This window comes from Luteolibacter sp. Populi, assembly GCF_040801775.1.
Lineage (GTDB): Bacteria > Verrucomicrobiota > Verrucomicrobiia > Verrucomicrobiales > Akkermansiaceae > Haloferula.
Genome location: NZ_CP161812.1, coordinates 1781297 through 1793590 on the forward strand (window position 1 = coordinate 1781297; position 12294 = coordinate 1793590).

Genomic DNA, 12294 nt, shown 5'->3' on the forward strand with positions numbered 1-12294 from the left:
AGATCTGGCGTTCCGCCGGAATCATGTCGTGACCCCTTCACATTCCCGCTTCCTCGCCAAGCGCGATGCTGCTTTTCTGCGGGCCGCATGACACCCGCCGAACAGCGCTACGCGATGCCCGCCGAATGGTCCCCGCAGGAGGCCGTGTGGCTGTCCTGGCCGGTCGATGACGAGCGCCACTGGGGCGGGGTGAAGAAGGACCTGATGAAGGCCAAGTTCGCGGAGATCGCGGCGGCGATCAGTCTGTTCGAGACGGTGCGGATCAATGCCGCGGGAGCCGAGCACGCGGAGATTCTCGCGGCCTGCAACAAGGCGAAAGCGGTGCCGGAGCGCGTCCAGCTTTTCGACCACCCGCACAACGACGTCTGGTGCCGCGACCACGGCCCGATTTTCCTCAAGCATCTGGATACCGGCGAGGTGGCGATCAGCGACTGGGGCTTCAATGCCTGGGGCGGCAAGTTCCCGCCCTACGATCTGGACGACTCGATCCCGCGGCAGATCGCGGACAGCCTCGGCATGAAGCGCTTCGAGGGCCGGATGATCCTGGAAGGCGGCGCGATCGAGATCAACGGCGCGGGACAGCTTCTCACCACCGAGGCCGTGCTGCTCAATCCGAACCGCAATCCCGAGCTATCGCGCGGGTCGATCGAGAAGCGGCTGCGCGACATCCTCGGCGTGCGCGACATCCTGTGGCTGCGACAGGGCATCGAGGGCGACGACACGGATGGCCACATCGACGACCTCGCCCGCTTCATCAATCCCGGCATGATCGTGGCCTGCGTGGAGAAGGACCGCGGCTCGCCGAACCACGCGGTGCTGGATGAGAACCTGAAACGCCTGAGGAACTTCGAGCCGGGCTTCGAGGTGCTGGAGATCCACCTACCGGAAGCCTGCGAGGTTCCGGGGTGGCGGCTGCCGGTACTACCCGCATCGTACGTGAACTTCCTGATCGTGAACGATGGCGTGCTGGTGCCGACCTTCCGCCAGAAGAAGAACGACGACCGCGCGCTGGGGATGCTGCGGGAGTGGTTCGGCGACCGCGAGGTGCGGGGGATCGATTGTCTCGATCTCGTGGAGGAAGGCGGGACGCTGCATTGTATCTCGCAGCAGCAGCCGGCGTAGTGGCTCCGACTAGGGTTCCACCAAGAGCCGCTCATACTCCTCCCGCCATTTCGCGAGGGAGCCGGCGTCGGTGAAGGAGGGGTCTTCTGCCTTCAGGAAGGTTCCCCGGTAGATCTCGATCGAGGCTTCACGCCTGCCAACGGAAGCGAGCGCGCGGGCATAGTCGATCCATCGGGCGAGCGCCTGATAGTGATTCGGCCCGAAGTGCTCCTCCGTCTTCTGCGAAAGGCCGCGCAAGGTGGCAAGGTGGAGATCCGGGTCAGGCCCGGTGACATCGAGCGATGCGAGTTCGGCGCGGGCATCCCATGTCAGCGGCGAATCATCACCGTATTTTGAGGCGAGCAGACCCGCTCGCCGCTCCTGAAGGGCACGTGCTTCCGGGACCCGGCCCATCGAACGTTCGACGCGGGCCAAGGTCCAGAGGCAGCGGGCAACCAGATCGGGATCGGCAGACTTGAGTTTCTCCGCCGAGGAAAGCGCGTTCGCGGCCATCGAGCCGGCTTGCGCGAAATCCCCCTTATCGTGCGCTAGCACCGAGAGCTGGCAGAGAACCCGGATGCGCATGTAGGCATCGTCCGGATCTTTGGTGGCGCGCAGGAGTTCCTCGGCGCGGATCAATTGCCGCGATGCGAGATCGGGTTGCGTTTGAGCAATCGAGATGGCGTTTCCAAACAGAACCGTGGGTAGCAGGTCCGCACTTTCCGAGGGAGGCAAACGGTCCAGCAAGGCAAGCGAAGCGGCGAATTGCTGCCGGGCTTGCGCCGATTCCCCCATCCCTTGCAACGCATGGGCAAGCGTGTGCCGCGCGCGGGCTTCCGTCCTCGGATCCCGGGTAAGCTCGCCGGGCAGGTGCCGGGCGAAATCGATCACCGCTTGTCCGAGGGGATAGTCGCGGGGACGGCCGTGCTCGGGATCTCCGGCCACGATGAGACGGGCGAAGCCGGTGAAGAGATCCTCCGACCGGGCGCGCTCGGCCCTGGCCAATTCGCGCTGGATCACGGCCTGACGCTGGGCGTGAAGGATCGCCAGGCTGCACAGGACCAGCAGGAACATGACCGAAGCCGCCGACAGCGAAGCGACGGGATGACGGCGGATCATGCGCGAGGCGAGATAGCGGAGCGTGGGCCGGTGCGCGGTGACCGGAAGATGCGCGACGAAGGCACGAAGGTCGGCACCCAGGGCATCCGCGCTGGCGTAGCGTTCCTGCGGATCGATGCGCAGGCACTTCAAGGCGATCAGAGCAAGGTCACCGCGTATCTCACGCCTCCATGCTTGGGAAGTTTGGCCACGCTGTTTGGCGAGATCCGCTACGGCTTCAGCGGAGGACAGGCGGGTACTCCGTCCCGGTAAGGTTACCTCCCGGGAGACCGAATTCGGGTCGCGGAAGGGTGATGCGCCGACGAGCAGCTCGTAGAGGATCACGCCGAGGGAGAAGATATCGCTGCGCGCATCCAGGGCGTCCGTCCGGCCCTCGATCTGCTCGGGGCTCATGTAGGCGGGAGTGCCGGGCAAGCGTCCCGGGCGGGTTTGGCTGGCATCCGCGCCGGTATCGCTGAGCCGGGCAATGCCGAAGTCGATCAGGCATGGCCGCGGCGAGCCGTCCGAGGTCCGCATGACGAGGACATTCGACGGCTTGAGATCGCGGTGAAGGACGCCCTTCTGATGAGCATGATGCACGGCGTCGCAAACAGAAGCCATCAACGCGCCACGATCTTCGAGTGAAAGCCGGTGGGCGTCACACCAGGTGGTGATGGGTTCGCCGGAGATATACTCCATCGCGATCCAAGGACGGTCGTCATCGGTCAACCCTGCATCGAGAACGCGGGCGATGCCCGGATGCTCCATGCGCTCGATCGCCTTCCGCTCGATCTCGAAGCGCCAGCGCGGCTCATCGTCGTCCAGCGAACTGCGCATGATCTTGAGCGAGACCTCGCGCCGGAGCGGCTGTTCCTGGCGGGCGAGGAAAACGATGCCGCCACCGCCGGAGCCGAGCTTCCGGAGAATCTCGTAGGGGCCGATCCGTGACCCGGGACCGAGCACGCAAAGCTGGAGGTCGGGAACGGCATTTCCTTGCGAGTCCAAGGTCGGACTGCCGAGGAAGCCAGGGGAGCGGCGCGCGCTCGCCAAGAGGGACCGCACGCGGCTGCGGAGCGACTCGTCGTCCGTGGCCTCATCAATAAACGATTCCCGATCCTCTTCGGGAAGATCGAAGGCTTCTTGGAACAATTGCTGGACCGGGGAGAGGCTCATTCATTTTCCAAATGGTGAGCGAGCCATGCCTTCGCGAAGGCCCAATGGCGCATGACGGTGCGCTCCGAGGAATCAAGGGCGGAAGCGCACTCCGCTACCGAGAGGCCGGTGAAGAAGCGGAGCATGACGACCTGGTGCGCCTCGGGGGCCTCGTGCTCCAAGCCGGCGAGCGCGGCATCGAGCGCGAGGATGCGATCGGAGGCGGGGGCATCGGAAAGATCCAGCACGCTCTCGATGGTGAGGGCCTCGTGGCCGGAGCCGCGTTTGAGCGAGGCACGCTGGCGTGCATGCTCGATCAGGATCCTACGCATCGCGGTAGCGGCGGCAGAGAAGAAGTGGCGGCGGTTGTTCCAGCCGGCTCCCCCGCCCTGCGGTCCGCCGAGGCGGAGCCACGCTTCGTGCACCAACTCGGTGGCCTGGAGGGTGCGTCCCGGGGCTTCATCCGCCATCCGAACGGCCGCAATGTTCCGGAGCTGCCCGTAAACGGCCGCCAACATGGATTCACGGGCGCTCTCCGAGCCGGCATCCATCTCTTGAAAGAGGCGAGTCAACTCCGCCGCCGGTGCATCCATTTCCCACCCTTACCCCGACGGTCCGGCAGCGACAAGAGCCGGGTAGACATTCAACGGACATTGAAATCAAATCGTGCAAATCGCCGCGACTGGTTGATGGGAATCAGCACTTCCTGGATGCCGTAGCCGATCTGCGAAACCAGGTCGGGGCGGTTCACGATCTCCGGCTGCAAGAAGCCGGACCACGTGCTGAGATTGCCGCCGGTCTGGAGAGCGACGGTGGCACCCTCGATCCCGGTCTTCCGCTGCCAACGGATCCGAAGGTTCCCATTCACGATGGCAGTGGAGAAGGGCGAGCGGTCCGGGTCGCGGGGATCGAGTCCGAGATAATACTCCGCCGCATTGGGGAGACGGTCGCCATCGGGATCCGCATCCGGGCTGAGCAGCACGGCATCGAGACCCTGGTTACGCTCCACGCCGGTGAAGTGCACGGCCAGCCATGCATTGTAGGCCGGATGATAGCTACCGAAGAGGTCGATTTCGGGCCAGTCGTTGTTCGCGGTCACATCATTGAGGATCGCTTCGATCGCGCTGTTATCGACGTTTCCGACGGAATTGGCTACCCAAGCGTAGTGGATGTCATTCGTCCGGGCGACCAACTCGGCGCGGGTGCCGGCCATTCCTCCGTTGTGCCCCCATGAGCCCGGGTTTGCATAGTTATCGCAGCCCCAGCCGAGACCGTAGTTCTGCCAAGTGTAGCCGGAGGAGGAAGTCGGATTCCCGCGGGTGTGGAGGGCGGTGACACGGTCCGCACTGAGGATGTCTTCATGACGGGGATCGCCATCGACCCGGCGTGTCAGCAGCAGGAGATCCGCCGGGCGGGCGATCCATGCGGTGCTGCCATCCATACGACGCGGATCGACCACTTCAGGGTCCGCGGGCTCGGCGGTATTCGGATAATAAGACACCTCCATGAGCTTCTTCTGCGCACGGGTCCGATCGCCGACCAATGGCCCGAGGATGGGCGAGATCCCGCAGGGGGCGAAAATCTCGTTCCGCGTGTAGGCCTCGTAGGAATCGCCGCTGATCTTCTCCACCACCCGGGCGGCGATGGTGTATCCCAAATTCGAATAGCGGCCGATGGTCCCGGGTTCATGGGTCACGCTCAGATTCTGGAGCTGGTAGTCGATGAACGGCTTGTGCTGGGAGCCCCAGGCAGGCTCGGAGCCATACCAGAGCTTGCCCTCGCCGGTCCAGCCAGCGGTATGGTGAAGAAGATTCCTCACGCTGATGTCCTGCTCAAAGGTGCTGTAGGGGGCGGTCCCGTAGTCATTGCCGAACAAGGCTCCGGAGCCGAAGACCTTGCTGTTCAGATTCCATGTGGTCTGCCCCGCTAGGGCATGGACGACGGCGACACCGGTGATCGCCTTCGAGACGCTGGCCACGCGGTAGCGATGGTCGGTGCCTGCCCATTCGTTGGTCGCGGTATCGGCGAAGCCGTAGGCGCGCTTGAAGACCAGCTTGCCGCGGCGGGAGACCGCGAGTGACACCGCGGGGATCTCCCCGGCCGCCATCGAATCGCGCACCAGGGTATCGATGCGGTTGATATAGGACTGCTTCAGTCCGCCATTCGGAACCCATTGCGCGTTGACGACGACTTCCTCCCCTTTGTTGAAGAACTGGAGGAATTCCGGTCTCCAGCCCCCGCCGACCTGGTTGGAATCCGTGGCGAGGTAGTTCTCCTTGGTCATCGAAGGAATGACGCCCCAAATGGTATTGCGTTTCGGTTGCTTCCAGACGGCTGTGAAACGGATCGGACTCTGTCCCGCGAGAACGATGGGGATCGTGTAGCCGCAGAGATTGTGGAGCCTCCAGTTGCCCTGGCGGGACACGACATCGGCATTCAGTTCTTCCGCGGTCAATTCGTGGGAGACCGTGACCGCGAGTTGGAAGACGGATTGATTCCACACCGCGGCATAGCGGACCGAGTTGCCTTCGCGGTAGGTGCTGAGGTTCTCCAGATAGGCGTTGTCCAAGCTGGCGTCCGCACTCTGGTGTTGGGACAGGGAATCCCCGAGCCTCAGGACCTGGGGGGAGCCGTTGGTCTTGCGGTAAATGGCATTGAAGAACGGCGTGCCGTCCACAGCATAGCCGTTGATCCAGTTCATCCTCCAGCCGTCCTCCTGGAGCATGGCATTGATCGCGATCAGCTGGCCTTCCGTCTGGCTAAGGATTACGCGGCGGGTATAAGTATCCGGGCGCGGCCCCCAAAGCACGGCAAAGCGCTCGTTCCCGTTATCGACGTAGCCGCTGATCTGCTCCGGCACGACGTCGAGCTGATGGTTGGAGAAGGTGCCGACGCGCGAGTTCACTTGATCTTCGGTCAGCCCGGTGAGAGTGACCCAGGGATCGCGCGCCGACAGTTTTCCGAGGGGGGAAAGGAAAACCAGGAGGAGAAGAAGATGCTTCATGTTTCCATGTGCGAAATTCCGCGGGAAAAGCTGCCAAGGAAAAATCAGGAAATTGCCGCGGCCGGTGTTGGAGGGGAAATTCACCGCGTGACGACGATCCAGTTGCCAGCCGCCGGGGCGGTGGCAGAGTCGGGGCCGTGAGCACCGCACTCGACCGACTTCGTGCCATGGCCCGCGAGCGGGCCATGGTTTCCAGCGCCGCAGCCGTGATCGGCTGGGACCAGGAAACCTATCTGCCGGACAAGGGCCATGCGTGGCGGGCGGAGCAATTGGGCTGGCTATCGGAAAGGGGGCACGAACTCGGGATCTCCGCCGCGTGGGGCGATGCGCTGGCCGAGGCGGAATCCGCGGCCGACTCCCCTGCCCTGCTGGCTGCGATGCGGCGCGACTTCGATCGCGCGACCAAGCTGCCGGGGGAGTTGGTGGCGCGGGAGGCGCAGGCTTCCTCGCTGGGCAAGCAGGCCTGGGTGGAGGCGCGGAAGAAGTCGGACTTCGCCTCCTTCATGCCACACTTGGAAACCCTGCTCGGCATCGCCCGCGAGAAGGCGGAGTGCTGGGGCTATGAGGCGGAGGCCTACGACGCACTGCTGGACACCTACGAACGCGGCGCGACGGCGGCGAACATCGCAACGCTCTTCGAGGCGTTGCGCCCGCGCCTCCGCGATCTGGCGGCGGCGGCGGTGGAACGTTCCGTGGCGCGGGATGCCAAGCTGCCCGGCGGCCCGTATCCCATCGCGGCGCAGCAGGCCTTCAATGGCAAGGTGGCGGCCTCGCTGGGCTTCGATTTCGAAGGCGGGCGGATCGACACGACCTCGCACCCCTTTTGCACCACCCTCGGGCCGCGCGATGTGCGGCTGACCACGCGCTACGACGAGAACGATTTCACTTCCTCGCTCTTCGGCGTGATCCACGAAGCCGGGCACGGACTCTACGAGCAAGGACTGCCTGGCACCGAGTTCGGCCTGCCCTCGGGCGAGGCCGCCTCGCTGGGCATCCACGAGTCGCAATCGCGGCTGTGGGAGAATCATGTCGGGCGCTCGTGGCCCTTCTGGGAGAAGTGGCTGCCGGTGGCGGCGGAGCATTTCCCGCAGCTCGCCACGGTGGAGCTGGCGGACTTCATGGCGGCGGTGCACCGGGCGGCGTTTTCCTTCATCCGCGTGGAGGCGGATGAAGCGACCTATGACCTGCACATCCTGCTGCGCTTCGGCCTGGAGCGGCGGTTGGTTGCGGGCGAACTGGCGGTGAAGGACGTTCCCGCGGCTTGGAACGAGAGCTTCGAGGATCTATTCGGTATGACGCCGCCGGATGACGCGCAGGGCTGCCTGCAAGACATCCACTGGTCGATGGGCGGGCTCGGCTACTTCCCGACCTACACGCTCGGCAATCTCAATGCCGCCCAACTTTTCGCAGCGGCGACAGCGGATGAGAGCATCGCGGCCGGAGTGGCGAAGGCCGAGTATTCACCGCTGCTGGCATGGCTGCGGAAGAACGTGCACTCCAAGGGCGCGGTGATGACCCCGGCGGAGATCGTGCGGGAGGCGACGGGCAAGGAGCCGTCGCCGGAAGCCCACCTGGCGCACCTTGCCAGAAGATATCTGGCTTGAACAACGAGCCATGAAGATCCGCGTCCCCGCAATCCTGTTGCTACTCGCTATCCTCGCCTTCGTGGCGTGGAAGCTCGCCGGCACGCGCGAGGTAGAAGCCGCCGGGCCAAAGCCCGCGGCGAGCGTGGAGCCGCATGAGGCGGATCCCTTCGGGAGCGCGAGCGCCGGGGAACAGGAGGAGACCGACGCCAAATCCCACGTCCGGCCCGAAATCGATCCGGAAGAGGCTTCCATGCTCAAGACCCTCGCCCAGACCGAGGTCCCACTTCCGACACCCGTGGACTATCCCGAGCAGACGGTGCGGGAGCGGATCACCGCGATCAATTCCTCCCTGAAGAAGGCCGGCATTCCTGCGGGTGCGTTGCGTATTCAGATCAATGAAAGCTACGAGAACAAGGAGGTGGTGCTCGATTGGAAGGTGCCCGCCTTCTCGGCGGAAAGTGCCACCCCACGTGAGATCTTGACACACTGCTGCGATGCAGTCCACGTCCGCTACTACGTCAGGCCTGACAAGCCTGGCGTAGCGATTATCTCGCCTGCCGGGTAGCAGAGGCCGCAGGCACTCACTTGATCTCCATGCCGCTGGTCTTCCAGACCCATTTGGCGACCTTGCCATCCTTGATCAGGGCCTTGGCCTGCATGGTCTTCACGCCGAAGATGGTCTCCGCTTTGTAAGCAGCTTCGCCGGTGTGGTAGGTGGTGCCGTCGACGACTTCCTCAGCGCCGCCCTTCCAGGCGAGCACTTGGTCAAATTTGAATTCCTTCACGGCCCCGCCTTGGATGCTGTCCTGCATCGCCTTGACGATATCCGCCTCGCCCATGGCCCCACCGGCGAGCGGCACCGGGTCCGGAATCGCCGGGGTGGGTGCCGGGTCCGGCGTCGGCGCAGGGGCCGGATCGGGCGTGGGCGCAGGGTCGGGCATCGGTTCCGGCGTGGGCGCAGGATCGTTCTTCACCACCGGCGGCGGCTCGGGCTGCGGCGTGGGTTCAGGAGCCGGGTCCACTTTCGGCAAGGCCGGCGGAGGCGCGGTCTTCCCGCTATTCTCCACCACTTCGATCATGCGCTCCTTGGTCTGACTGTAGGAAATCAGGTTCGGCGTGATCTTCGGCTCGAACACGTAACCCGCCCCACCGGCGGCGGCCACGCATAGCATCGGGAAGAAATACTTCATCTTGGTGGCCCATACGTAGGATTTCCGACCACCCTTTGACCAGATTTTTCCAAGCGCGCAATGGAGGGAACGAAACGCGGAGGCGCGGAGGTCGCAGAGAGGATCGTGGAGTGGCCCGAGGCACGGTCACCTCTCTCTTGCCATCTCACTTTCAATGCATTACCTGCGTTTCCCCCTGCGACCTCCGCGCCTCTGCGTTTCGTTAATTCCACACCGGAGGGATTTTTCTGCCGCCGCGCTTGGCCGCCCGGTGCCCCCGGCTTAGCCTTTCCCCATGCCACGGCTTTTCCTCCTGGACGGAATGGCGCTCGTTTACCGGGCCCACTTCGCATTCATCCAGAATCCGATCCGCAATTCGAAAGGGATCAACACTTCCGCGCTTTACGGCTTCACCAACACGCTGCTGACGATCCTGGAAAAGGAGAAGCCGACCCACATCGGCGTGGCCTTCGATACCCATGCGCCGACCCCGCGGCACGTGAAATTCCCCGCCTACAAGGCCCAGCGCGACGAGATGCCGGAGGAGCTCGCGGCGGCCATCCCGAACGTGAAACGGCTGTGCACGGCCTTCCACATCCCGATCCTGGAGATCGACGGCTACGAGGCGGACGACCTGATCGGCACCCTGGCGAAGCGCGCGGAGCCGGCGGGCTTCGAGACCTACATGGTCACGCCGGACAAGGATTTCGCCCAGCTCCTGAGCCCCACCACTTTCATGTGGAAGCCCGGTAAAAAGGGTTCCGAGCACGAGGTGATCGGGGTCGAGCAACTCCCCGAAATCTGGGGGGTGAAGAGCCCGCACGAGATCATCGACCTGCTCGGGCTGATGGGCGACGCGGTCGACAATATCCCGGGCGTGCCCGGGATCGGACCGAAGACGGCGCAGAAGCTGATCGTGGATTTCGGCTCGGTGGAAAACTTGCTCCAGAATCTTTCGAAGCTGAAGGGCAAGCAGAAGGAGAACCTGGAAGCGCACGCCGACAACGCGCGGCTCTCGAAGGATCTGGCCACGATCATCATCGATGCGCCGATCGAGGTGAGCTGGGAAGATCTGGTGCTTTCGCCGCGCGACGACGAGGCGGTGAAGTCGCTCTTCACCGAGTTCGAATTCCGCACCCTGACCAAGCGCCTCTTCCCCGGGAGCGCGGACTCGGGCCCTTCCCAGCAGCCCGAGGGTGCTCCCACCCAGACCATCTTCGAGACCTTCAAGAAGATCGGCGAAGTTCCCCATACCTACCACCTCGCCGATACCGCCGGGAAGCAGGCGGAGCTCTTCACCGAACTCGCGAAGCAGGACGCCTTCTGCTTCGACATCGAGACCACCTCGCTCGACCGCTTCGAGGCGAAGCTGCTTGGGGTCGCCTTCTCGTGGCAAGCGCACGAGGGCTGGTATCTGCCCTACAGTGCCGACCTCTTCCCTTCCCTGAAAGCCGTGCTGACCGGACCGGCGGTGAAGACCGGGCACAACCTGAAGTACGATCTCTCCGTACTTCATCATCACGGGATCATGGTCGAGGGTCCTTTCTTCGATAGCATGCTGGCCCACGCGCTGGCCTTCCCGGACCATCGGCACACGATGGACTACGTGAGCGAGACCCTGCTCGGCTACACGCCGGTCAAGCTCGCGGACATCGCGGCCTCGCATCTCCAACCGCCGTTGCCGGGACCTCCGTCCGACGACCTCTTCTCCTTCGCGGAGACCAAGAAGGCCTCCAAGGAATTGGACATCACCGCCATTCCGCTGGAAACACTGGCGGAATACGCCGCGGAGGATGCGGACGTGACCTGGCAGATCGCGGCGAAACTTCGCCCCTTGTTAGACGGGCAGGAGAAGGTCTGCCACGAGATCGAGTGCCCGCTGCTGCCGGTGCTGGTACGGATGGAAATGGAGGGCATCGAGATTGATCCGGCGGCGCTGGTCGAGATCGGCGGCCAGTTGCAGGAGCGGATCAACGAGCTTTCGGTTTCCATTTCGAAGCACGCCGGGCGGCCCTTCAACCTGAACTCGCCGAAGCAACTCGGGGAAATCCTCTTCAACGAACTCGGCTTGGCCGACAAGGCGAAGAAGACCAAGACCGGCCAGTTCAAGACCGACGAGGCGACCCTGGCCTCGCTGGCCGGCAAGCACCCGATGATCGACGAGATCCTCGAATACCGCGAGGCCACCAAGCTGAAGGGCACCTACCTCGACGCGCTGCCGGAACACATCGTGAAGGAGACCGGGCGCGTCCACACCCAGTTCCACCAACTGGTGGCGGCGACCGGGCGGCTGGCATCGACCGATCCGAACCTTCAAAACATCCCGATCCGCACCGCGATGGGCCGGCAGATCCGCAAGGCCTTCGTGCCGCGCAAGGGCTTCACGCTGCTGTCCTGCGACTACTCGCAGATCGAGCTGCGCGTGATGGCGGCACTGGCGGCGGATGCCTCGATGAGCGAGGCCTTCCGCGAGAACCGGGACATCCACACCGCCACCGCGGCCAAAGTCTGGGGCCTCGCCGAGAGCGAGGTCACGCGCGAGCAGCGCAGCGGCGCGAAGATGGTGAACTTCGGCATCATCTACGGGATCTCCGCCTTCGGCCTCAGCCAGCGCTTGAACATCCCGCGCGGCGAGGCGGCGGAGATCATCGACAACTATTTCAAGCAGTATCCGGCGATCAAGGAGTTCATGGATCGCACCATCCAGGAAGCGCGGATGAGCGGCTACGTCGAGACCTTGACCGGACGGCGGCGCTACTTCCCGGACCTGACCTCGGGCAACCAGACCATCCGCGGCAATGCCGAGCGCGCGGCGATCAACACCCCGATCCAAGGCACCTCCGCGGACATGATCAAGCTGGCGATGATCCGCATCGACGCGCTGCTACGGGAAGGATCGTACCAGACGAAGATGCTGCTACAGGTGCATGACGAACTGGTCTTCGACCTCGCGCCGGAGGAGCAGGAAGAGCTGGTTCCGCGAATCCTGGATGCCATGCAGACAGCGCTGCCCTTGCCGGGCGAGGTACCGATCCTGGTGGAGCACGGGACGGGGAGCAATTGGCTGGTGGCGCACTGAGGCTTGGAACCACGGACCTTTGTGTCGCCTCACGGTCGGCTCTAACGCTGGATCGGATGGGCCCACGGCCCACGGGGATTGCGCCCCATGAGCCTCCCCCCGGAC

At 64.2% G+C, this 12294-nt stretch carries 8 protein-coding genes; 4 read left to right on the forward strand and 4 right to left on the reverse strand.

Going from position 1 to position 12294, the window contains the following annotated elements:
- Positions 1-87: 87 nt before the first annotated feature.
- On the forward strand, positions 88-1122 hold the full coding sequence (locus ABWK72_RS07025; RefSeq protein WP_367874078.1) for an agmatine/peptidylarginine deiminase: 1035 nt from the start codon (positions 88-90) through the stop codon (positions 1120-1122).
- 9 nt (positions 1123-1131) lie between these two features.
- Here the strand turns inward: ABWK72_RS07025 and ABWK72_RS07030 are convergent, their stop codons facing one another.
- Genes ABWK72_RS07030 through ABWK72_RS07040 form a run of 3 tightly spaced genes read right to left on the reverse strand, consistent with a single transcriptional unit; the run spans position 1132 to position 6355 of the window.
- On the reverse strand, positions 1132-3372 hold the full coding sequence (locus ABWK72_RS07030; RefSeq protein ID WP_367874079.1) for a serine/threonine-protein kinase: 2241 nt from the start codon (positions 3370-3372) through the stop codon (positions 1132-1134).
- Positions 3369-3944, reverse strand: a complete 576-nt coding sequence (locus ABWK72_RS07035; RefSeq protein ID WP_367874080.1) for an ECF-type sigma factor — start codon at positions 3942-3944, stop codon at positions 3369-3371. Before ABWK72_RS07035 ends, ABWK72_RS07030 begins: the two co-directional genes overlap by 4 nt.
- Positions 3945-3994: 50 nt before the next feature.
- The gene (locus ABWK72_RS07040) at positions 3995-6355 is read right to left on the reverse strand and encodes a serine hydrolase (protein WP_367874081.1); all 2361 of its coding nucleotides are present in this window, start codon (positions 6353-6355) and stop codon (positions 3995-3997) included.
- 137 nt (positions 6356-6492) lie between these two features.
- On the opposite strand from ABWK72_RS07040, the gene ABWK72_RS07045 reads away from it, so the two are divergent.
- Positions 6493-7959, forward strand: coding sequence for a carboxypeptidase M32 (locus ABWK72_RS07045; protein WP_367874082.1), 1467 nt, complete (start codon positions 6493-6495; stop codon positions 7957-7959).
- Positions 7960-7969: 10 nt separating this feature from the next.
- On the forward strand, positions 7970-8506 hold the full coding sequence (locus ABWK72_RS07050) for a hypothetical protein (RefSeq protein ID WP_367874083.1): 537 nt from the start codon (positions 7970-7972) through the stop codon (positions 8504-8506).
- Between the two features lie 16 nt (positions 8507-8522).
- On the opposite strand, the gene ABWK72_RS07055 is transcribed toward ABWK72_RS07050, so the two are convergent.
- Positions 8523-9131 carry a hypothetical protein gene (locus ABWK72_RS07055; protein WP_367874084.1) on the reverse strand — a complete coding sequence of 203 codons (609 nt, stop codon included), beginning with the start codon at positions 9129-9131 and terminating at the stop codon, positions 8523-8525.
- A gap of 274 nt (positions 9132-9405) precedes the next feature.
- On the opposite strand from ABWK72_RS07055, the gene polA reads away from it, so the two are divergent.
- Entirely contained in the window at positions 9406-12189 is a 2784-nt protein-coding gene (gene polA / locus ABWK72_RS07060) for a DNA polymerase I (protein ID WP_367874085.1), read from the forward strand.
- The last annotated feature ends 105 nt before the right edge of the window (positions 12190-12294 follow it).

Coding starts and splice junctions, on each gene's coding strand:
- polA (WP_367874085.1), top strand. CDS start 9,406: ATGCCACGGCTTTTCCTCCTGGACGGAATGGCGCTCGTTTACCGGGCC.
- ABWK72_RS07025 (WP_367874078.1), top strand. CDS start 88: ATGACACCCGCCGAACAGCGCTACGCGATGCCCGCCGAATGGTCCCCG.
- ABWK72_RS07055 (WP_367874084.1), bottom strand. CDS start 9,131: ATGAAGTATTTCTTCCCGATGCTATGCGTGGCCGCCGCCGGTGGGGCG.
- ABWK72_RS07040 (WP_367874081.1), bottom strand. CDS start 6,355: ATGAAGCATCTTCTTCTCCTCCTGGTTTTCCTTTCCCCCCTCGGAAAA.
- ABWK72_RS07050 (WP_367874083.1), top strand. CDS start 7,970: ATGAAGATCCGCGTCCCCGCAATCCTGTTGCTACTCGCTATCCTCGCC.
- ABWK72_RS07030 (WP_367874079.1), bottom strand. CDS start 3,372: ATGAGCCTCTCCCCGGTCCAGCAATTGTTCCAAGAAGCCTTCGATCTT.
- ABWK72_RS07035 (WP_367874080.1), bottom strand. CDS start 3,944: ATGGATGCACCGGCGGCGGAGTTGACTCGCCTCTTTCAAGAGATGGAT.